At 57.0% G+C, this 19,942-nt stretch carries 20 protein-coding genes, 1 other RNA gene and 1 pseudogene; 15 read left to right on the top strand and 7 right to left on the bottom strand.

Annotated features, from left to right (window positions below; translation table 11 throughout):
- Positions 1-108 precede the first annotated feature (108 nt).
- The 10 genes from ACL2XP_RS01890 (at position 109) to ACL2XP_RS01845 (ending at position 7,101) form a co-directional block, all read left to right on the top strand.
- On the top strand, positions 109-1,407 hold the full coding sequence (locus ACL2XP_RS01890) for an MFS transporter (RefSeq protein WP_413736895.1): 1,299 nt from the start codon (positions 109-111) through the stop codon (positions 1,405-1,407).
- Positions 1,408-1,653: 246 nt separating this feature from the next.
- The gene (gene exuR / locus ACL2XP_RS01885; RefSeq protein WP_413736894.1) at positions 1,654-2,430 is read left to right on the top strand and encodes a transcriptional regulator ExuR; all 777 of its coding nucleotides are present in this window, start codon (positions 1,654-1,656) and stop codon (positions 2,428-2,430) included.
- A gap of 420 nt (positions 2,431-2,850) precedes the next feature.
- Positions 2,851-3,525 carry a DedA family protein gene (locus tag ACL2XP_RS01880; protein WP_413736893.1) on the top strand — a complete coding sequence of 225 codons (675 nt, stop codon included), beginning with the start codon at positions 2,851-2,853 and terminating at the stop codon, positions 3,523-3,525.
- The gene (mzrA, locus tag ACL2XP_RS01875; RefSeq protein ID WP_413736892.1) at positions 3,522-3,905 is read left to right on the top strand and encodes an EnvZ/OmpR regulon moderator MzrA; all 384 of its coding nucleotides are present in this window, start codon (positions 3,522-3,524) and stop codon (positions 3,903-3,905) included. Before ACL2XP_RS01880 ends, mzrA begins: the two co-directional genes overlap by 4 nt.
- A 355-nt stretch (positions 3,906-4,260) precedes the next feature.
- The gene (locus ACL2XP_RS01870; RefSeq protein ID WP_413736891.1) at positions 4,261-4,566 is read left to right on the top strand and encodes a DUF883 family protein; all 306 of its coding nucleotides are present in this window, start codon (positions 4,261-4,263) and stop codon (positions 4,564-4,566) included.
- Positions 4,566-5,018, top strand: coding sequence for a phage holin family protein (locus tag ACL2XP_RS01865; RefSeq protein ID WP_413736890.1), 453 nt, complete (start codon positions 4,566-4,568; stop codon positions 5,016-5,018). The genes ACL2XP_RS01870 and ACL2XP_RS01865 overlap by 1 nt, the downstream gene beginning before the upstream one ends.
- Positions 5,015-5,299, top strand: a complete 285-nt coding sequence (locus tag ACL2XP_RS01860) for a YqjK-like family protein (protein WP_413736889.1) — start codon at positions 5,015-5,017, stop codon at positions 5,297-5,299. Before ACL2XP_RS01865 ends, ACL2XP_RS01860 begins: the two co-directional genes overlap by 4 nt.
- A 7-nt stretch (positions 5,300-5,306) precedes the next feature.
- A complete protein-coding gene (locus ACL2XP_RS01855) occupies positions 5,307-5,567 on the top strand; it encodes a hypothetical protein (RefSeq protein ID WP_413736888.1) in 261 nt (86 codons plus the stop codon).
- Between the two features lie 53 nt (positions 5,568-5,620).
- Positions 5,621-6,013, top strand: a complete 393-nt coding sequence (locus tag ACL2XP_RS01850; protein WP_413736887.1) for a DoxX family protein — start codon at positions 5,621-5,623, stop codon at positions 6,011-6,013.
- Between the two features lie 86 nt (positions 6,014-6,099).
- Positions 6,100-7,101 carry a glutathione S-transferase family protein gene (locus ACL2XP_RS01845; protein WP_413736886.1) on the top strand — a complete coding sequence of 334 codons (1,002 nt, stop codon included), beginning with the start codon at positions 6,100-6,102 and terminating at the stop codon, positions 7,099-7,101.
- Between the two features lie 20 nt (positions 7,102-7,121).
- Here the strand turns inward: ACL2XP_RS01845 and ACL2XP_RS01840 are convergent, their stop codons facing one another.
- Positions 7,122-8,012: a LysR family transcriptional regulator gene (locus ACL2XP_RS01840; protein WP_413736885.1), complete on the bottom strand. Its 891-nt coding sequence runs from the start codon at positions 8,010-8,012 to the stop codon at positions 7,122-7,124.
- A 200-nt stretch (positions 8,013-8,212) separates the two neighbouring features.
- On the opposite strand from ACL2XP_RS01840, the gene ACL2XP_RS01835 reads away from it, so the two are divergent.
- A complete protein-coding gene (locus ACL2XP_RS01835) occupies positions 8,213-8,911 on the top strand; it encodes a pirin family protein (RefSeq protein ID WP_413736884.1) in 699 nt (232 codons plus the stop codon).
- 67 nt (positions 8,912-8,978) lie between these two features.
- On the opposite strand, the gene rnpB is transcribed toward ACL2XP_RS01835, so the two are convergent.
- Together rnpB and rsmI are read right to left on the bottom strand one after the other, a co-directional pair.
- Positions 8,979-9,355: RNase P RNA component class A (gene rnpB, locus ACL2XP_RS01830), an RNA gene on the bottom strand.
- A gap of 25 nt (positions 9,356-9,380) precedes the next feature.
- Positions 9,381-10,250: a 16S rRNA (cytidine(1402)-2'-O)-methyltransferase gene (rsmI, locus tag ACL2XP_RS01825; RefSeq protein WP_413736883.1), complete on the bottom strand. Its 870-nt coding sequence runs from the start codon at positions 10,248-10,250 to the stop codon at positions 9,381-9,383.
- Between the two features lie 62 nt (positions 10,251-10,312).
- Between rsmI and ACL2XP_RS01820 the strand changes: the two genes are divergently transcribed.
- Genes ACL2XP_RS01820 through dolP form a run of 4 tightly spaced genes read left to right on the top strand, consistent with a single transcriptional unit; the run spans position 10,313 to position 13,894 of the window.
- Positions 10,313-12,328 (top strand): penicillin-binding protein activator, encoded by a 2,016-nt coding sequence (locus ACL2XP_RS01820; protein WP_413736882.1) that lies wholly within the window; start codon positions 10,313-10,315, stop codon positions 12,326-12,328.
- Positions 12,286-12,681, top strand: coding sequence for a YraN family protein (locus ACL2XP_RS01815; RefSeq protein WP_413736881.1), 396 nt, complete (start codon positions 12,286-12,288; stop codon positions 12,679-12,681). The genes ACL2XP_RS01820 and ACL2XP_RS01815 overlap by 43 nt, the downstream gene beginning before the upstream one ends.
- Positions 12,682-12,718: 37 nt before the next feature.
- Positions 12,719-13,309: a DnaA initiator-associating protein DiaA gene (diaA, locus tag ACL2XP_RS01810; RefSeq protein WP_413736880.1), complete on the top strand. Its 591-nt coding sequence runs from the start codon at positions 12,719-12,721 to the stop codon at positions 13,307-13,309.
- Positions 13,310-13,318: 9 nt separating this feature from the next.
- Entirely contained in the window at positions 13,319-13,894 is a 576-nt protein-coding gene (gene dolP, locus ACL2XP_RS01805) for a division/outer membrane stress-associated lipid-binding lipoprotein (protein ID WP_413736879.1), read from the top strand.
- 523 nt (positions 13,895-14,417) lie between these two features.
- On the opposite strand, the gene mtgA is transcribed toward dolP, so the two are convergent.
- The 4 genes and pseudogenes from mtgA to ACL2XP_RS01785 form a co-directional block, all read right to left on the bottom strand.
- Positions 14,418-15,149, bottom strand: a complete 732-nt coding sequence (gene mtgA / locus ACL2XP_RS01800) for a monofunctional biosynthetic peptidoglycan transglycosylase (protein ID WP_413736878.1) — start codon at positions 15,147-15,149, stop codon at positions 14,418-14,420.
- Positions 15,146-15,799 carry an isoprenoid biosynthesis glyoxalase ElbB gene (gene elbB, locus ACL2XP_RS01795; protein ID WP_413736877.1) on the bottom strand — a complete coding sequence of 218 codons (654 nt, stop codon included), beginning with the start codon at positions 15,797-15,799 and terminating at the stop codon, positions 15,146-15,148. Before elbB ends, mtgA begins: the two co-directional genes overlap by 4 nt.
- Positions 15,800-15,923: 124 nt before the next feature.
- A pseudogene (gene arcB, locus ACL2XP_RS01790) lies at positions 15,924-18,378 on the bottom strand (aerobic respiration two-component sensor histidine kinase ArcB).
- A gap of 77 nt (positions 18,379-18,455) precedes the next feature.
- A complete protein-coding gene (locus ACL2XP_RS01785) occupies positions 18,456-19,385 on the bottom strand; it encodes a TIGR01212 family radical SAM protein (protein WP_413736876.1) in 930 nt (309 codons plus the stop codon).
- Positions 19,386-19,942: the final 557 nt, after the last annotated feature.

Raw genomic sequence — 19,942 nt, 5'->3', positions numbered from 1 at the left:
ATAACAATACCCGGAGGGTGCTGCGCTCTCCGGCTGACTCTATATCCGTCATCCCTATGATATCTGGGTAATGGTGATGACGGTTCATACTCATTGGGAGAAGTGGTAATGCGTAAAATAAAAGGGTTACGCTGGTATATGATCGCCCTGGTCACCGTTGGTACGGTGCTGGGTTACCTGACGCGTAACGCCATTGCAGTGGCAGCTCCTACCCTCCAGGACCAACTGCATATCACCACCCAGCAATATTCCTATATTATTGCCGCCTACTCTGCATGCTACACGCTTATGCAGCCGGTAGCCGGCTACGTATTGGATTTGCTGGGAACGAAAGTCGGTTATGCGGTGTTCGCCATCGTCTGGGCGCTGATGTGTATGGCGACCGCGCTGGCCAGTAGCTGGGGCGGCCTGGCGATAGCCCGCGGCGCCGTCGGCATGGCGGAAGCGGCAATGATTCCCGCCGGCCTCAAGGCCAGCAGCGAATGGTTCCCGGCCAAAGAACGTTCCATCGCGGTGGGTTACTTTAACGTCGGTTCGTCAATCGGCGCGATGCTCGCACCGCCATTGGTGGTCTGGGCGATTATCATCCATAGCTGGGAACTGGCCTTCGTCATCGTCGGTGCGCTGAGCCTGGCCTGGGCCATCGCCTGGCTGGTGCTGTACAAGCACCCGAAAAACCAGAAAAAATTGAGCGACGAAGAACGCGAATATATTCTGGGCGGCCAGGAAGCGCAGCATCAGGTGAACAACGCCAAAAAGATGTCGGCCTGGCAGATTATCCGCAACCGCCAGTTCTGGGGCATCGCGATTCCGCGTTTCCTGGCCGAACCGGCCTGGGGTACCTTTAACGCCTGGATTCCGCTGTTCATGTTCAAGGCTTATGGCTTTAATCTCAAAGAAATAGCGATGTTCGCCTGGATGCCGATGCTGTTCGCGGATCTCGGCTGTATTCTCGGCGGTTATATGCCTCCGTTATTCCAGCGCATTTTCGGCGTCAACCTGATCGTCTCGCGTAAATTAGTGGTTACGCTTGGCGGTTTCCTGATGATTGGCCCTGGCCTGATCGGTCTGTTTACCAGCCCGTATGTTGCCATCGGCTTGCTGTGCATCGGCGGATTTGCCCATCAGTCGCTGTCCGGCGCCCTGATCACCTTGTCCTCCGACGTGTTTGGCCGTAACGAAGTCGCCACCGCCAACGGTCTGACCGGCATGGCGGCCTGGACGGCCAGTACGATGTTTGCCCTGGTGGTCGGCGCCTTGGCCGATACCCTCGGTTTCAGCCCGCTGTTCGCGGTATTGTCGGTATTTGACCTGCTGGCCGTGCTGGCCGTGTGGACCATCCTGCAAAACCGTCCGGTGGCCGAACTGGTTCCCGGGCAGGAGCCGTTTAAACCGGCCCATAGCTGAATGCCCGCGCCCGGCGGTTATCCTCGGGGCGCGGCAATCTGAACGTGTTAGATCTCCCCGGCACATGCGTACAGCATCGCCGGGGATTTTCATTTCAAAAGTCCGTAGAAAAGACCGCAGGATGAGAGTTCGCCATCTAGGCGCACACTTTGATAAGTGGTATAACAAATAAGTCAAATTTGACGAGCCGGGCATGAGTGGCGCAACGGCCGATGAAACGTTCCACTACCTTTAAGAGCATGTATTATGGAATTCACTGAAACCCAACGATTATATCAACAGTTGGCCGCAGAGCTTAAAAAACGCATCGAATCCGGGGTCTATCCGGTAGGTGAAAAGCTGCCGGCGGAACGTTACATCGCGGAAGAAATGAATGTCAGCCGCACGGTGGTGCGTGAAGCGACCATTATGCTTGAGGTGGAAGGTTACATTGAGGTTCGTAAAGGGTCGGGTATCCACGTTATTTCCAACCAGCAAAAAAACCTGCTGCTGCCCACCGGAGAATTCCAGTTCACCACCGCCGGTCCCTTCGAGCTGCTGCAGGCGCGTCAGCTGATTGAAAGCAATATCGCCGAATTCGCCGCCACGCAGGTGACCCGCCAGGACATCGTGCTGCTGATGGAAATCCAGGAAAACGCCCGGCTGGAAGACAAATTCCGCGATTCGCAATGGGATCTGAAATTCCACGTGCAAATCGCCCTGGCGACGCAAAATACCGCCATGGCCACCATCGTCGAGCAAATGTGGAGCCAGCGGCTGCATAACCCATACTGGCGTAAACTGCATGAGCATATCGATGATAAATCCATTGAAAGCTGGTGCGAAGATCACGACCACATTCTGAAGGCGTTAATCCGTAAAGACCCCTACGCGGCCAAACTGGCCATGTGGCAACATCTGGAAAATACCAAGCAGATGCTGTTCCATGCCACCACCGATGACTTCGAATTCAACGTCGATCGCTACATGTTTACCGAAAACCCGGTGGTCCATCTGGATAACCTGGCCAACGGCACCAAGTAATCCCCCTTCCCGCCGGTCCGGCCGCGGTACCGTGGCCGGATCGGGTCAATAAGTGTTATTTTTCTGTCAGGGCATGTAAAGGATCGCAAAATCCCCCTTTTTTCATGCAACTAATCCTTTTCTCGGCACGATTGTCGGGTATATTTCCCTGTCTCAATGAGTTCGATTTTGTTACAGTGAGACCGCTTTTTTTACATTTTAACGGTTGTCAGCATTAAATCCCAGCGCTGCGCTTGCCATTCCATCGCATGCGTATGCAAAGCCTGGCGTTGAGCCGGACTGGCCGCGATCGCACCCTTTCAGCGGGTGAATTTTTTTCAGAAAAGACGTCTTTTCGCAATGCCGACCCCAGGCTTAATCCACGTTCAAGATGCGCGGATGGGGAAGAAAATAAATGCTCTTTCATGTTAGGAATGCTGAATGGATATACTAAAATCCCTGGTACATGCGCTCTGGCAACAGGATTTTGAAACGCTTGCCGACCCGACATTGGTCTGGACCATTTATCTGGTATTGTTTGTCATATTATTTCTGGAAAACGGCTTACTGCCCGCGGCGTTTTTGCCGGGCGATAGCCTGCTGATCCTGGTCGGCGTGCTGATAGCCAAAGGAACCATGAACTTTCCCCTGACCCTGTTGGTGCTTACCGCCGCCGCCAGCCTGGGCTCGTGGATCAGTTATATCCAGGGTAAATGGCTGGGCAATACGCGGCTGGTGCAAAGCTGGCTGTCGCATTTACCCGCGCAATATCACCAGCGGGCGCACCTGATGTTCCACCGGCACGGGCTTTCGGCGCTGCTTATCGGGCGTTTCGTGGCTTTTGTGCGCACCTTGTTGCCGACCATCGCCGGCCTGTCCGGTCTGAGCGATGCCCGCTTCCAGCTGTTCAACTGGCTAAGCGCATTTATCTGGGTGTTTATCCTGACCACCGTTGGGTTTCTGCTGGGCAAAACCGCCCTGTTCCAGTACTACGAAGATGAGCTGATGCTCGGGCTGATGTTATTGCCGCTGTTTTTCCTGGTAATAGGCCTGGCGGGATCGCTGCTGATCCTGTGGCGCAAAAAGCGTACGCCGGATCTTGGGAATAAACCGTGAAAATCCCATGGCTCGCCGGCCGATTCTCCTGGCGAACGGGTATGGTGCTGCTGGCGTCTGTGTTGGCCTTGGTACTGCTATTGCCGTTATGTTTGGGCAACGAAACGTCGCTGGAAATCACGCTGGCCAGCGAAAAAGGCTCGTTGCCGGATGGTTTCTACATTTATCAACGGCTTGACGAGCGCGGCATCCGTATCAAAAGTATTACGCCGGCCAAGGGCAGCCTGGTGATCTTACTCGACTCCCCCGAGCAAGCCGTAGAGGCGCAAAACGCCCTGCAGGACCTTCTGCCGTCCACTTATTACATCTCGCGCAGCCGCCAATATCCCCGCTGGCGCTGGCTTTCATATTGGCATGGGCAAAACGCCCGCCTGGGCTGACGGCATTACGCGCCGGCGGTGTTTAAAGCGGCTGCGGGTACGCGGGAATTCCCCGCCGGAACCTGATTAACCCTAAGAAATCGCTATAACTTTTTTGCGGTTTGGTAAATCCGCGGCTAAGCTTACTTAAAGCGCCAAACGGTAGACGCCAATGCTGTCATGCTTAATTGCAGAAACATTACCAGTCAGTTTTGCTGTGTAAAAACAACGGCATAGAAACAGCCAAAAAACCAAATAACCTAATAAATAAATAGTGCAGAAATAATTTATAACGACACAACGGCCCGGCGGCAGAGCGCGACCGACAGCTCCCCGGACGGCCAATACCATTCGTAAACGTCGAAGGAGTAACAAGATGGTTAAAGACACCACCTCTGAACATTTACGCGCCGAATTAAAATCTTTGGCGGATACGCTGGAAGAAGTGCTGCGCGGCTCCTCTCAGAAACCCAAAGCTGAATTTGACAGATTACGCAGCAAAGCGGAAAGCGCCCTTAAAGAAACCCGGACCCGTTTGGGCGACGGCAGCGAGCGTTTGGCCGAACAAACCAAAGTGGTTGCGGAAAAGGCCGATGAGTATGTCCACGATAATCCGTGGGCCGGCATCGGCATTGGCGCCGCGATCGGCTTTGTCCTCGGTGCATTGATTACGCGGCGCTAATGATGATAGAACAGCAAAGCCAAGGCCCTGGCAAGGGCATTTTCACCATAGGCCAGCGTATTGTTACCATTGTCGTAAGTATGGTGGAGACCCGCCTGCGTCTGGCAGTGGTGGAGCTGGAACAAGAAAAATCCAATATCATCCAGATGCTGATGATGGCCGGCATTACGCTGTTGCTGGCCGCTTTCGGTTTAATGAGCCTGCTGGTCCTGGTTATCTGGGCCATTGACCCGCAATATCGGTTGACGGCGATAGCCACCACCACCGGGGTATTATTCCTGTTGGCGATTATCGGCGCGGTCTGGACCTTGGGCAAAGCGCGCAAATCGACCTTGCTGGGCTCCACCCGCGAAGAATTGCAGGTGGATCGCAATATATTGGAAAAAGTGCAGGACGAAATTGCGGAAGAAGAGAAAGCGCGTAAAAGGGATAAGGAGCGAGAGAACAGATGAGCCATCAGAATCCTAAAGCGACCAAAACCCAGCTGCTGCGCAAAATTCATCAACAACGGCTGGATCTGGGGGCGGAGAAACGGGCATGGTATCTCGCCACGTCCCGTTACGATCGCGGCTGGAACACCGTGTTGAGTTTACGCAAATATCTGATAGCCGGTTCCAGCATATTGGCGCTGTATAATATCAGTCATCCCAGCCGCATGATCCGCTGGACCAAACGGGTTCTGGGCATTTTAGGCACCATCAAGCTTCTGCGCTCCACCCTGCAATCCCGCTGATTTTTGGGTGCAGGCGGGCAAACGCCGTTTGTCCGCCTGCACCGCCGCGGATTTTCCTGACGCCGGCATACCCTCCATAAGCCTTCCCGCGATAAAAGCCCTGCGAGCTGCGCGAAAAATCCGCCTTTTTTATCCTGCGATTGCTATCTCAGTTTTTTTGATTGAAACAGACAATTTTAATCGCTATCCACCAAATCATTTCACGGATAATATCCCCTCATCAAACGTAAAGGCCATTACAGACGGTTTAACTGCCTTTAATACCTAATGTTATCTGGCTTTCATCATGAATGCCGCTGAAAAAAATGAGATGGGAAGAAGATGAAAAAATTAGATGATAGCGCAATTCTGGTAGCACGTATCCTGATGCCAATCCTGTTTATCGTAGCCGGCTTCGGCAAAATCGGCGGTTATGCCGCTACGCAGCAATATATGGAAGCAATGGGCGTCCCCGGCTTTATGCTGCCCCTGACCATCTTGCTGGAGTTTGGCGGCGGCCTGGCTATCCTGTTCGGTTTATTGACCCGCTCGGTGGCGCTGATTACGGTAGTCTTTACGCTACTGACCGCCTTTATTTTCCATAGCGATTTTGCCCAGGCGGGCAATCAGATCAACTTTATGAAAAACCTCACCATCGCGGGCGGCTACCTGCTGCTGGCGGTACAAGGACCCGGCTACTTCAGTATCGACCGCATCCTGAATAAAAAATGGTAATAAGCCGCAGTTAAACACATTGACTACACTTACACTTAATGGGCGCCTAAGGCGCCCATTAATCTCTGGCAAATAAGGATCACATTATGGGACTGCTCGTAGAGGGTAAATGGCAAAACGAATGGTACGATACCAAAGCCACCGGCGGACATTTCGAGCGTTCGGCCGCGCAGTTCCGTAATTGGGTTACCGCCGACGGTACAGCCGGCCCCGCCGGGCGCGCCGGTTTCGCAGCCGCCAACCACCGCTATCATCTGTACGTCTCGCTGGCCTGCCCATGGGCGCACCGCACCCTATTGATGCGCAAGCTCAAAGGGCTGGAGTCCATTATTCCGGTCTCGGTGGTACACCCCCTGATGCTGGAACACGGCTGGACCTTCGGCGCCGATTTTCCCGGGGCCACCGGCGATCCGATCTATCATAAAGATTATCTCTACCAGATCTATCTCCAGGCCGACCCGCGCTACAGTGGCCGCACCACGGTACCGGTATTATGGGATACCGCGGAACACACCATTGTCAGCAATGAGTCGGCGGATATTATCCGCATGTTTAACAGCGCTTTCGATGGGGTGGGCGCCCACGCGGGCGATTATTATCCCGTTGCGCTGCGGCCCGAAATTGATGAAATCAACGCGTGGGTATACGACCAGGTCAATAACGGCGTATACAAAGCCGGCTTCGCCACCACCCAACCGGCCTATGACGAAGCGGTGGAAGGAGTATTTACCGCCCTTGACCGGCTGGAGCAAATACTGGGGCGCCACCGCTACCTGACGGGCAACCGGCTGACGGAAGCGGATTTGCGTTTGTGGACCACGTTGATCCGCTTCGATCCGGTTTATGTCACCCATTTTAAGTGCGATCGCCGCCGGATCGGCGACTATCTGAATTTATCCGGCTTTCTGCGCGATATTTACCAGATACCCGGCATCAGCGATACGGTGGACTTTGCCCATATCCGCAACCACTATTACCGCAGCCATGCCACGATCAACCCGCACGGCATCATATCCATCGGGCCGGAACAAGACCTGAACGAACCGCACGGGCGGGACGACCGTTTCGGCGAGGCCGGTGATATCTAGCGGCACGGGGCGCCAGCCGTTCAGTTAAGCAGTTTGGGGATTTCGCGCAAAAACCATGACTTGGCCTCGCCCATGCTGTCGCGGCGCCAGGCCATGATGATATCATTTTCCATATTATATTCCGGGCCGACCACCCGCAGCCTGCCGGCGGCGATATCTTCCGCCACCAGCGGATAGGGCATGGTCGCCACGCCCAGGCCGGCCAACAGCGCCCTGCGCTTATCTTCCATGGTGCTGACCGTCAGGCGCTGTTGTTTATCCAACAGTTGCACGGTCAGCACGGGCCTTTCACGGGCGGTATCGGCTATGGCGATGCCGCGGTATTTTACCCGCGTCACTTCGGATAACGGTTCCGGCTCCTGATGGATAGGGTGATCCGGGCCGGCCACATAGATATTGAGTATCTTGTAAAGCTTGCGGCTGTTGATTTCAGACGAGGCGCGAAAGTGCATGTCCGGCGCAATAACGATATCGGCCCGCCCCTGCTCCAGGCGCTCCCAGGCCCCCGCCAGCACTTCGGTCAGGATGGAAACCTGCGTATTGGCTTTATGCGCCAGCTTATCTATTAGGGGAAATAGCCTTTCGGCGGGAACCAGGGCTTCCGTTACTATCGTCAAATGGGTTTCCCAACCGCGCGCCAGCGCTTCGGCATCGGTGGTCAGTTTATCCGCCGCTTCCAGCAATACCCTGCCCCGTTCCAGCAGCATCCGGCCCACATTGGTAAACTTGGTGCGGTGCCCTGAACGATCGAACAGGACCACGTCCAGCTCTTCCTCCAGCTTCTGCATGGTATAACTCAGCGCGGAGGGAACGCGGCCCAGCTCATCGGCCGCCGCGGCAAAGCTGCCGCGCCGGTCTATGGCGTCCATGACCCGTAATGCTTCAAGCGTCAGTGCCCGTTCTCTAGCCATGCCCATTCTCATTCAGGATTTTTGAATATACTGACCAGATTAACTTGCTAACAATCCGGCGTCCATACCCTTACTATTTATCAAGTAAAGATTTTGGTGCCGCGGTCATCCTGTCACGTCGACATCGGGACATGCACCCAACCTCACCTACGGGCAAAAAATGAGCGCCATGCTCATTACAACAATAAGCAGACCGAGCCATGATTACAAACAGAACGGCTAAACAGTGCGGCCATGCCGATTACGGTTGGCTCCAGGCGCGCTATACCTTTTCCTTCGGCCATTACTTCGACCCGCAGATGCTGGGCTATGCCTCGCTGCGCGTGCTAAACCAGGAGATATTGGCCGTCGGCGCCTCGTTCCAGCCCCGGACTTATCCACAGGCCGATATTCTTAATATTATTCTGCAGGGGCAGGCGGAATACCGCGACAGCCTGGGCAACCATATCCAGGCGGCAACCGGCCATGCCCTCCTGCTGGCCGCGCAGGCCGGCGTCACCTATAGCGAACACAATATCGGTACGGTGCCGCTGACCCGTTTGCAATTATGGCTGGATGCCTGTCCCAACAGGGAAAATCCGTTAACCCAGCGTCTGGCGATAGAAGAGCGGCCCCATACGCTGCTGGCGTCCCCAGACGGCGAAGGCGGCAGCCTGCAGTTACGCCAGCAGGCGTGGGTACACCACGTGGAGCTGGCCGCCGGCCAGAGCCTGGCGGTGGATATCAGGGGTTCCCGCGCTTATTTGCAATCCATCCACGGCACGCTGCAAATCGATAATCAGCAGGCGAACCCTAAAATACTGGTCTGCGGGGACGGGGCGTTTATTCACAATGAACAACACGTCAGGCTGCAGGCGCAGACGCCGCTCAGGGCGCTGCTGATTGATTTGGCCGGATAAGGCCGCGGGGCAGGGACGCCGGGCGAAAAAAAACCCCATGCCATTGTCGGGCATGGGGTTAACGCAATGGTGGAGATGACCGGTAAGCCGGGTTCTGTCGTGGACAATCATTCATCTAGGCCAGCGCTCGCGCGCTGGCTCAAGCAGCCTACCCGGGTTCAGTACGGGCCGTACCTTGTGAACCCCTATTTGGCCTTGCTCCGGGTGGAGTTTACCATGCCGCAAACTGTTGCCAGCCGCGCGGTGCGCTCTTACCGCACCCTTTCACCCTTACCTGATCCCGCAAAAGCGGGCCATCGGCGGTTTGCTCTCTGTTGCACTTGTCGTGGGTTTGCACCCCCCAGGCGTTACCTGGCACCCTGCCCTATGGAGCCCGGACTTTCCTCCCCAAAACCTTGCTTCCCGAAAGAAGGTCGGTTAAGCGGCGATTGTCTAGTCAACTCCGGCGCGGAGTATAAGTGCTTTTGCTTCACTTGTCATCCCCAAGCTGCCCAAGGGCATAACTATAGAGCGCATTTTTCTTCACCCCGTGGATTTCGGCGGCCAGCGCGGCGGCTTTCTTCAGCGGCAGTTCCTTTTGCAACAGCCCGAGAGTGCGCAGCGCCTCCGGCGGCAAGCCGTCTTCCTGCGCCTGGAAGCCTTCGACGATCAAGACCATTTCGCCCCGGGCGCGGTGTTCGTCCTCGCTGACCCAGGCCAAAAGCTCTCCCACCGGCGCACCGCGAATGTTTTCCCAGGTCTTGGTCAGTTCCCGCGCCAGCACCACATAGCGCCGCGGCCCCCACACGGCCACCATATCCTGCAGGCTGTCGAGCAGGCGGTGGGTGGATTCGTAAAAAATCAGGGTGCGCGGTTCCTGCTCCAGGGCCAGCAGGATATCGGTGCGCCCCTTGCGTTTGGCCGGTAAAAAGCCTTCATAGCAAAAGCGATCCGAAGGCAGGCCGGCGGCGGACAGCGCGGTAATGGCTGCACAGGGCCCGGGTAGCGGGACCACCCTGATGCCGGCCTCGCGGCAGCGCCGGACTAAATGATAACCAGGATCGTTGATCAACGGCGTGCCTGCGTCGCAGACAAGTGCGATACTCTGTCCTTCTTGCAATTTTGCCAGCAAAACGTCCGCTTTTTGCTGTTCGTTGTGATCATGTAACGCGAACAGGCGCGCATTTATGGCAAAATGTTGTAACAATAGACCGGTATGACGGGTATCTTCGGCAGCAATCAAATCAACCCGCTGAAGTATCGACAGCGCCCGTTGGGTGATGTCTTCCAGATTACCAATGGGAGTCGGTACCACATAAAGCGTTGATGCGGAAATATCTGCTTGTTGGTGTTGATTCATTGTCTCATCCGGATTGCCGATTTAATATTGAGCATCTTGAAAAAAACATCACTGGATACAGAATGCTTTACTCATATGTCATGGGTTTTAAAACAGGGCGTGTTCTCCCCGCCGTGCTGGCTGCATTGATTCTGGCTGCATGTTCCGGCCAGGCGCCGCAAACCCCGGCCGGCGGTGCGCAAGCCAAAGCCGGTGCCAACTCAGATTACTACCTACAGCAAATGCAGCAGGCGGGCAATGATAGCAAGACCGACTTTCAATTACTCGCCATTCGCGCGCTGATTTCCGAAGGCAAGACCGATCAAGCGCAGCAGCAGCTCGGCACGCTACCCCAAGCGCTGAGCGATGTCCAACAGCGCGAGCAACTTCTGCTGTCCGCCGAGCTGGCAGCGGCGCAGAATCGGCCGCAGGATGCCACCGCCGCGCTGCAAAAGCTGGACCCCGGCCAACTTACCTCCGACCAGCAGGCCAGGTTCTTGCAAGTGCGCATCGCCGCCAATCAGGGCCAGCCGTCCCTGGAACTGCTGCGGGCCTATATTGCCCAGGAGCCGCTGCTGAAAGACCAGGCCCACCAGCAAAATATCGACCAGACCTGGCAAGCCTTGCTGGCTTTCGCGGCGCAGCCGCAAACCAGCCTGGTGATCAACGCCAATGAAAACGTCTTGCAGGGCTGGCTGGATTTGCAGCACGTCTACCAGGACAACAAGCAGGACCCTGCTTTGCTCAAAGCCGGCATCAAGGATTGGCAAACCCGCTACCCGCAAAATCCGGCGGCCAAAACCCTGCCCACCCAGTTGAACCAGGTGCTGAATTATCAGCCCTCGTCGGTGGGCCAGATCGCGCTGTTCCTGCCGATGAACGGCCAGGCGCAAGTGTTCTCCAACGCCATCCAGCAAGGGTTTAACGCCGCCAAAAACGGCCTGCCCGCCGCCAGCGCCCCGGCCCCCGCCCCGGCCGACGGCGGTTCGGCGCCCGACCAGGCAGCGGCCGCGCCCTTGACCGCGCCCGGCGCCGAACCGCCCGCTGACGGCAGCACTCCTGTCGCCGCCCAGACCCCGGTCGCGGCGCCAGCGGCCAATGCCGCCAGCAGCGCGCCGGTAAAAGTGTATGACACCTCCAGCCAGCCGCTGCCGGCGCTGCTGGCCCAGGCTCAGCAGGACGGCGCCACCATGATTGTCGGCCCGCTGCTGAAAAACGAGGTCGAGCAGCTTTATGCCAACCAAAGCACCATCAATATCCTGGCGCTGAACCAGCCGGAGAATCTGCAAAACCGGCCGAACATCTGCTATTTCTCACTGTCGCCGGAAGACGAGGCCCGCGATGCGGCCAACCATATCTTCCAGCAGCACCGGCAGCAGCCGTTATTGCTGGTTCCGCGCGGCTCCCTTGGCGATCGGGTAGTCAAAGCCTTTGCCGATGCCTGGACCAAGGCGGGCGGCGGTACCGTACTGGAGCAGCGCATCGGTTCGGTCAGCGAACTGAAACAGGCGATTAACAGCGGCGCGGGCATTCAGCTCGCCGGCCAGCCCGTATCCTCCGCCACTGCCGCCCCCGCGCCCCAGGCGGTCACCATTGCCGGCCTGACCATCCCGGCCCCGCCGAGCGATGCGGCGATCTCTCCTTCCGCCGCCGGTAACGGCGGCGTCGACGCGGTTTATATTATCGCCACGCCGTCCGAACTGGCGCTGATCAAGCCCATGATCGACATGCGCAGCAGTTCGCGGTCCAGGCTGGGGCTGTTCGCCAGCTCGCGCAGCTACCAGGCCGACGCCGGCCCCGATTACCGCCTGGAAATGGAAGGGCTGGAATTCAGCGATATACCCTTGCTGGCAGGGGCCAATCCGGGCTTATTGCAGCAGACCAGCGCGCAATTTAAGGAAGACTACTCGCTGGTAAGGCTGTACGCCATGGGCATGGATGCCTGGACATTGGTCAACCATTTCTCTGAAATGCGCCAAATCCCCGGTTTCCAGGTCAGCGGCGATACCGGCGTCCTGACGGCGACACCGGAATGCGTCATCAACAGGAAATTGTCTTGGCTGAAATACCAACAGGGGAAACTGACCCAAATGCTGTAAATCGGCAGCAATCCGGGGCGCGGGCCGAACGCCGGGCGCGCCTATACCTGGAACAGGCCGGATTGCGCTTCGTCGCCGCCAATATGCGGGTGCGCGGCGGCGAGATCGATTTAATCATGCAAGACGACCACACCTGGGTGTTTGTCGAAGTGCGTTATCGCAAAAACAGCGCCTTCGGCAGCGCCGCCGAGAGCATCACGTCACGCAAGCAACGCCGCTTATTGCTGGCGGCAGCGGTTTGGCTGGCGCGTCGGGGGGAAAGCCTTGACACATCCGCTTGCCGTTTCGATATTTTGGCGATCACCGGTTGCCGCGTAGAATGGCTGATCAACGCCTTCGGCGAATCGGGATAACTGCTAATCCATTTATAACCTATTAGGCTTAATTACCGTGCTGGAAAGAATAAAAGGCTGTTTCACAGAGAGCATCCAAACCCAAATCGCCGCGGCGGAAGCGCTACCCGACGCGATATCGCGAGCCGCTACGGCCTTGGTGCAGGCCTTGCTCAATGGCAATAAAATCTTATGCTGCGGCAACGGTACTTCCGCCGCCAACGCTCAACACTTTGCCGCCAGCATGATTAACCGTTACGAAACCGAACGGCCCAGCCTGCCGGCCGTGGCATTAAACGCCGACAGCGTGGTGCTCACCGCCATCGCCAACGATCGGCTGCATCAGGAAATCTACGCCAAGCAGGTGCGCGCACTGGGCCAGGCCGGCGATATTCTGCTCGCCATCTCCACCCGGGGCAACAGCCGTGATATCGTGAAGGCGGTCGAAGCCGCCGTGACCCGGGATATGACCATTATTGCCCTGACCGGTTACGATGGCGGGGAACTGGCCGGGCTGCTCGGCCAACAGGACGTCGAAATCCGAATTCCTTCCCATCGCAGCGCCCGCATACAGGAAATGCACATGCTGACGGTAAATTGCTTATGCGATCTTATTGATAATTCATTGTTTCCTCACCAGGACGACTAAGGAGCTCAAATGAAGGTTCGTTTCCCATTTGTACTGCTATTCACCGCCCTGCTACTCCAGGGATGCGTCGGTGCGGTAGTGGTCGGCAGCGCCGCGGTGGCGACCAAAACCGCCACCGACCCGCGAACGGTCGGCACCCAGGTCGACGACGGCACGCTCGAAGCCCGCGTAGCCAACGCATTGTCCAAAGATGAGCAAATCAAGAAAGAAACCCGGATAGTGGCCACCGCCTACCAGGGCAAAGTGCTGTTAACCGGGCAATCCCCGACCACCGAACTCTCCAACCGGGCCAAACAGATTGTAATGGGCGTGGACGGCGCCACGGAAGTCTATAACGAAATCCGCCAGGGCCAGCCGGTCACCCTGGGGCGCGCCTCCGTGGATACCTGGATCACCACCAAAATCCGCTCCCAGCTCCTGGCCAGCGACTCGGTGAAATCATCCAATGTCAAAGTCACCACGGAAAATGGCGAAGTCTTTTTACTGGGATTGGTAACCAACGCGGAAGGCAAATCGGCAGCGGAAATCGCCAGCCAGGTCAGCGGCGTAAAACACGTCACCACCGCCTTCACCTACCTACAATAATCTCCCCCGCCCCGCCGCCACCGGCGGGGACCACCACAGCTATCACCGCACCCGCGGCGAGCCAGGTTAAAGGGAGACCGTGCCTAGGGGTCGAAGCGGGCATGGTTTTCCTGCCCGCCAGAGCGCCCCTAGGTGCGGTATGCCCGCAATCACCGCACCCGCGGCGAGCCGGTTAAAGGGAGACCGTGCCTAGGGGTCGAAGCGGGCATGGTTTTCCTGCCCGCCAGAGCGCCCCTAGGTGCGGTATGCCCGCAATCACCGCACCCGCGGCGAGCCAGGTTGAAGGGAGACCGTGCCTAGGGGTCGAAGCGGGCATGGTTTTCCTGCCCGCCAGAGCGCCCCTAGGTGCGGTATGCCCGCAATCACCGCACCCGCGGCGAGCCGGTTAAAGGGAGACCGTGCCTAGGGGTCGAAGCGGGCATGGTTTTCCTGCCCGCCAGAGCGCCCCTAGGTGCGGTATGCCCGCAATCACCGCACCCGCGGCGAGCCGGTTAAAGGGAGACCGTGCCTAGGGGCGCGTCCCTTAATGCAACCGATTGGCCCGCAAATACGCCTCCCCGCCCATCTGCCGCATCTGCCGCAAAATCCACTGCTGGCGCATCTGCACATAACGGGAAGGCGCATCCGCGCGAAACAGCAAAGGATTAGGCAACACCGCCGCCAGCAGCGCCGCCTCGGACGGCGTCAAGCGGGCCGCGGGCTTATGGAAATAACGCCGCGCCGCGGCCTCCACCCCAAACGTACCCGCGCCGAACTCGGCGATATTTAAATACACCGTCAAAATACGCCGCTTGGTCCAGATCCCCTCCATCGCCAGGGTAATGCCGGCCTCCAGCCCCTTGCGCGTCCAACTGCGGCCATTCCACAACAGTAAATTCTTCGCCGTCTGCTGCGAAATAGTGGACGCGCCGCGCATCCGCTGGCTGCGCTCGTTATGCGCCGCCGCGGCCTGGATGGCGTCAATATCAAACCCCCAATGCGTCGGAAACTTCTGATCCTCGGCCGCAATCACCGCCAACGCCATATGCGGGGAAATCTCATCCATAGCCACCCAGTCGGAATGGGCGACATAACTAAAGTCCCCATGCAGCCAGGCGCTCGCCTGGCGCTCCATCATAACCGCCGAAAACGGCACCGGCAAAAACGCAAACAGGATCACCGCCGCCAGCCAGACGCCGAGAATAATCCCGGCGCCGGCCAGCAGCCACTTCGCCCCCCTGATAACCCGCCCCCTGGCGCCTTGCCTTCCCCTCATTGGGTAAAGTCCAGCACCCGGGCCACCAACTTATCGATACCTTTCGCCGCCTCGGTAATGGAGGTCGCCAGCATATAACCCGGCGTGGTAATCACCTTATTTTCGGCATCAACCACAATATCGTCCACCGGACACGTCACATGAATCCCGCCCATATTTTCGACCAATTCAGCCGCATCCCCATCGGTACCGATGGTCAAGCGCAGCGGCGTATCGATAAGCTTTGGCAATAACGCCGGCGCGATGCAAATGAACCCAATAGCTTTAGATTGCTTATGTATTGCCTGGGTCAAACGCCGCAAATCGGCATCCACTTCGCCCTCTTCGCCCCTGACGTCCAGGTCGCTCAGATTCCTGACGGCGCCAAAACCCCCGGGCACGATCAATGCATCCAGATCGTCGGCCCGCGCCTCGGACAGCGGTCGGATATGACCGCGGGCAATACGCGCGGACTCCACCAACACGTTGCGTTGCTCGTTCATCTCATCGCCGGAAAAATGATTAATAACATGGGATTGCAATTTATCAGGCGCAAAACAAACCGCCTCGACCCCGGCCCGGTCCAACGCCAGCAGCGTCAGCACCGCTTCGTGAATTTCACTGCCGTCATTTACCCCGCATCCACTCAAAACGACGCCAACACGTTTCATAAATTCCCCTCTCAACTCACGCCGGTGAAAATGTTATTTCTATTGACAAAGTCTATTCTACATCCCAAATTTTAATGGTTCTTGTAACATTACTGTGTTCTTTTGCTATGTTGTTAAATAACGTTTACTGAATTTTTTTACCTTGCCAACCAAAACGCCACATAATTAACGGCGAGTATCGATTTCCCTGGTGTTGGCGCAATCTTCGCGCACCCCGGCTTAGGTCGGGGTCATTTTTTTCCCTTTTTTGTTTCAGCCTGCTCCACCCAATCCCGCAGCGTTTGCACGTCATTGCGCCATTCGTGACCCAACTCATCCACCCACTCCTGAACGTTATCCCACCAGGCCGGCAAATCGGGCGACTGAATCTGTTGCGCCAACTGCTGTAAATGCACCAGCCCGATGGAACCGGCGGCACCCTTGATCTTATGCCCCTCTTCGGTGATGCCATGGCGATCGCGGGCGGTCATATTGGACGACAGAATCGCCATGTACCCCGGCATCATCTTCTCGAACATCGCCAGGCCTTGATGGATCAGCGACGGCCCGACCAACTCCATATATTGCTCCAGCATCGCGGTATCGAGGATCGCCTGAGTAGCCGGGACAGGCGCGGCATCATCGCCATTGCCCTCCGGCCCATCGTCCGGCCGGTCCCAATATTTCTGGATAATGCCGGTCAGGGCCGACACCGCCAGCGGCTTGCTCAGCACATCATCCATGCCGGCGTCCAGATACTCCTGCTTATTTTTAAGGACATTGGCGGTCAGGGCAATCAGCGGCGGCAACTGCTGCCCCTGATAACGCTTGCGCAATTCCCGCGAAATATCCAGGCCGGTCATATCCGGCAACTGGATATCCAATAGCACCAGATCGTATTCATCGGGATCGAACATCGCCAGCGCATCGCGGCCGTTCATCGCCACATCCACGCTGCTGCCCAGCTTTTCCAACACCGAGCGCGCCACCACCACGTTCAGCTCGATATCCTCCACCAGCAGCACGTTGAGCGCCGGCAGCGGCATGTCTTCTTCCTCGTCCTCCGCGGCGGCCAGCCCCTCCGGGGCCATCACGGACAGCGTAAAGCAGGAACCTTCCCCCGGCCGGCTCTTCACCTGGATATCGCCGCCCATGGCCTGCGCCAGCCGTTTTGACACCGCCAGGCCGATACCGGTGCCGGTCGCTGGTTTGCCCCCTTGCCGATCTTTAACCTGATAGTACATGGCGAAAATCTTGTCCTGCTCGTCGTCGGGAATGCCAATACCGGAGTCCTGCACGTCGAAGCACAGCAAATCGCCCGCTCCGCGGCGGATGCGAATGATAATTTCGCCCCGCTGGGTAAACTTCACCGCATTGCCAATCAGGTTCCAGAGAATTTGGCGTAAACGGGTGCCGTCGGCGACGATATTGCGCGGCAATGCCTCTTCCGGCTCCATGACCAGCTTCAACCCCTTGGGCTGCGCCAGCAGGCCGGAGAGGTTTTCCAAATCCGTCAGGAAGGCGGTGAAATCCATCGGCTGGTTATCCAATTGGACTTTGCGGCGTTCCAGCTTATCCATTTCGATAATATCGTTAAAAATATTACCCAAGGTGATGGCGCTGACGTGAATGGTTTTCAGGTAATTGAGCTGCTCTTTATCCAGATGGGTGTCGAGCAGGATACGGCTCAGGCCGACGATGCCGTTAAGCGGCGTACGCAGCTCATGGCTGATGGTTGAAATAAAGGTGGTCTTCTCCCTGCTGGCGTTCTCCAGCGCGTCCTGGTAGCGCTTACGCTCGGTTATATCGCGGCCAAACCCCATTAGCCCGTGCCGCTTGCCCATCCGATCGTAAAAAGGCACCTTGCGCAGTTCAAAACAGGATTTCCGTCCGTCCGGGTAAACCAGCCACTGCTCATAGGTGAGCGAGACATTATGGCGAAACACTTTTTCATCGGTTTCGATGACTTTTTCCGCGATATCCGTCGCATACACGTCCCTGGGCGTCAGGCCGACCAACTGCTTCTCGCTTTTCCCCACCAGCAGTTCCATCGCCCGGTTACAGCCGGAGAATTCTTTGTTTTCATTGCGGTAATAGACCAGGTCGGGGGAGGCATCGAGAAAAGAGCGCAGCAGCGATGATTGCTGCTCCAGCTCCACCTGGGCCTGTTCGCGCCGCGCCATCTCTTCGGTAAGCTTGGCCATGGCGCGCTGGCGCGCATCTTCCGCCTTCTCGCGATCGGCGATCTCCTGGTTTAAATGGCCGATATTGTCCTGCAGCCGCTGGTTAAGCTGCAAATCGCGGTTGCGCATTTCCTCAAGCTTATCCACCAGCCGGGCCAACCGCTGGCGCGACTCCTCCAGTTGTTCGACCACCACCGACAGGAAGTAAACCGCCCAGGGGGTAATCAGCAGGCCAAAGAATATCGAGCGCACCACATCGATACTTTCCACCTCGCCGCGCAGCAGCATGGTCACGGCCATTTGCACGATCATCGCCAGCACCACCAGCGCCGAAGCCAGGAGCAGCGAAAAACGGACCAACCCCAACTTGACCATCAGGTCGACATAATATTGCGCCAGCAGGCGGATTTGCTTCATAGCGATTTCCTTGAATATCCAGACCGTCAATCATACCGTAAAAAAAACCTTTTGAATGGGCGACAGCGTTGGCGCGACTAACCCGCCGCCGGCTGGAAAGGCGTCCCCAGCGCGGCGCCCTGGCCGCCCTCGGTGCGCAGATTATTATAGAGGGCATTCATGCCGGTCCAGTGGTTGGCGCACCATAATGGGGCAAGCAGGGTCGGCGGCCGCGCGCTGGCGCAAATGCGGTGAAAGACAATTTCCGGCGGCGTATGGCGGATCATCTCACCGGCGATAGCCGTGTATCCTTCCAGGGTCAGCTCCGCCAGCCGCCCCGCCCGCCATGCCCGCGCCATCACGCTGCCGTCCACCAGCAGCAGCGGATGCAGCTTCAAGCCGTCCACCCCCGCCGTAAGCACTTGCTCCAGGGTGGATCGGCAGTCGATCGCCGTCTCGCCCGGCAGGCCGACGATTAAATGGGTACAGACGCGCAGGCCCAATCGCCTCGCCCGCATGACGGTTTGCCGGTAACAGGCAAAATCATGGCCGCGGTTAATGCGGTGCAGGGTTTTATCCTGCGCGGTTTGCAGCCCCAGTTCGAGCCAGACTTCATACCCCTGCCGCTGGTAGCCGGCCAGCAGCTCCAGCACTTCGGGCGGCGCGCAATCCGGCCGGGTGCCCACGCAGATCCCGACGATATCCGCCTGCGCCAGCGCTTCGCGATAGAGACGATCCAAAACCGCGACTTCTGCATAAGTACTGGTATAAGCCTGGAAATAGGCCAGATAACGTTTCGCCCGATCGACGCTGCCCGCCTGCCCGGCCAGCTGTTCGCCGATGCTCTGGAATTGACGCTGTTCGTCGGCAAAAGAGGCGACATTGCAAAACGTACAGCCGCCTCGCCCCAGGGTTCCATCGCGGTTAGGGCAGCTAAACCCGCCATGCAGCGAGAGTTTAAATACTTTCTGCCCATAGCGGCGCAGGAGATCGCCGCCAAACATATTGACTACCTGGAGCAACTGCATATTCTGTTTATCCTGGCCTGCCGAGGCCGTAAAGGCTACCTTATCCGGCCGTTGGGGATGATGATATCGATCAATGCTCGCGACCGGCCCTCTGACAACCGCATATTTATGCAAGTTGGATGAAAATAAAATCACCAACCGTTGATTAATAATTCTTATTCCCAACGGGTAAATTATTCATATTGTCACTGTTCAGTCAAAACAGTGACATAAAGGGCAAAAATAGCGATAACCAGCACATCCTGCTATTGTGGGCGTGAGCACTAGCATGGTGCAGAGATAGCAAGGCTGCACTATAGTGAGACAGCGCATATTGCCGGGGGATGCTTTGGCAGCGTATAACACCGTTAATAGGTCATTAATTTAATAATAATCAATCACCTACTTATAATAAGGTATCTTTCGACACGCTTGGCGGAGAGATTTGACCTGCGTGGTGTTTGTCGTTAATTTGGAAGGCCGCTGGAAGAATTCTGGACGGGCCAACGACTCGTCATAGTTATGCAGTTATGAAGACTCCTTCTTAAAGCAAGTCGTTTATCAAGTAAGACCGCCAC

The sequence above is a fragment of the Sodalis sp. RH21 genome (assembly GCF_047324175.1).
GTDB lineage: Bacteria > Pseudomonadota > Gammaproteobacteria > Enterobacterales > Enterobacteriaceae > Acerihabitans.
This window is presented reverse-complemented; position numbering and strand designations above follow the sequence as displayed.

Bases quoted from the DNA above. Each gene is read 5' to 3' on its own strand.
- ACL2XP_RS01870 (WP_413736891.1), top strand. From the start codon at position 4,261: ATGGTTAAAGACACCACCTCTGAACATTTACGCGCCGAATTAAAATCT.
- exuR (WP_413736894.1), top strand. From the start codon at position 1,654: ATGGAATTCACTGAAACCCAACGATTATATCAACAGTTGGCCGCAGAG.
- ACL2XP_RS01850 (WP_413736887.1), top strand. From the start codon at position 5,621: ATGAAAAAATTAGATGATAGCGCAATTCTGGTAGCACGTATCCTGATG.
- ACL2XP_RS01865 (WP_413736890.1), top strand. From the start codon at position 4,566: ATGATGATAGAACAGCAAAGCCAAGGCCCTGGCAAGGGCATTTTCACC.
- ACL2XP_RS01860 (WP_413736889.1), top strand. From the start codon at position 5,015: ATGAGCCATCAGAATCCTAAAGCGACCAAAACCCAGCTGCTGCGCAAA.
- dolP (WP_413736879.1), top strand. From the start codon at position 13,319: ATGAAGGTTCGTTTCCCATTTGTACTGCTATTCACCGCCCTGCTACTC.
- elbB (WP_413736877.1), bottom strand. From the start codon at position 15,799: ATGAAACGTGTTGGCGTCGTTTTGAGTGGATGCGGGGTAAATGACGGC.
- ACL2XP_RS01835 (WP_413736884.1), top strand. From the start codon at position 8,213: ATGATTACAAACAGAACGGCTAAACAGTGCGGCCATGCCGATTACGGT.
- ACL2XP_RS01820 (WP_413736882.1), top strand. From the start codon at position 10,313: ATGCTTTACTCATATGTCATGGGTTTTAAAACAGGGCGTGTTCTCCCC.
- ACL2XP_RS01880 (WP_413736893.1), top strand. From the start codon at position 2,851: ATGGATATACTAAAATCCCTGGTACATGCGCTCTGGCAACAGGATTTT.
- ACL2XP_RS01845 (WP_413736886.1), top strand. From the start codon at position 6,100: ATGGGACTGCTCGTAGAGGGTAAATGGCAAAACGAATGGTACGATACC.
- ACL2XP_RS01840 (WP_413736885.1), bottom strand. From the start codon at position 8,012: ATGGCTAGAGAACGGGCACTGACGCTTGAAGCATTACGGGTCATGGAC.
- ACL2XP_RS01785 (WP_413736876.1), bottom strand. From the start codon at position 19,385: ATGCAGTTGCTCCAGGTAGTCAATATGTTTGGCGGCGATCTCCTGCGC.
- rsmI (WP_413736883.1), bottom strand. From the start codon at position 10,250: ATGAATCAACACCAACAAGCAGATATTTCCGCATCAACGCTTTATGTG.
- mtgA (WP_413736878.1), bottom strand. From the start codon at position 15,149: ATGAGGGGAAGGCAAGGCGCCAGGGGGCGGGTTATCAGGGGGGCGAAG.
- ACL2XP_RS01890 (WP_413736895.1), top strand. From the start codon at position 109: ATGCGTAAAATAAAAGGGTTACGCTGGTATATGATCGCCCTGGTCACC.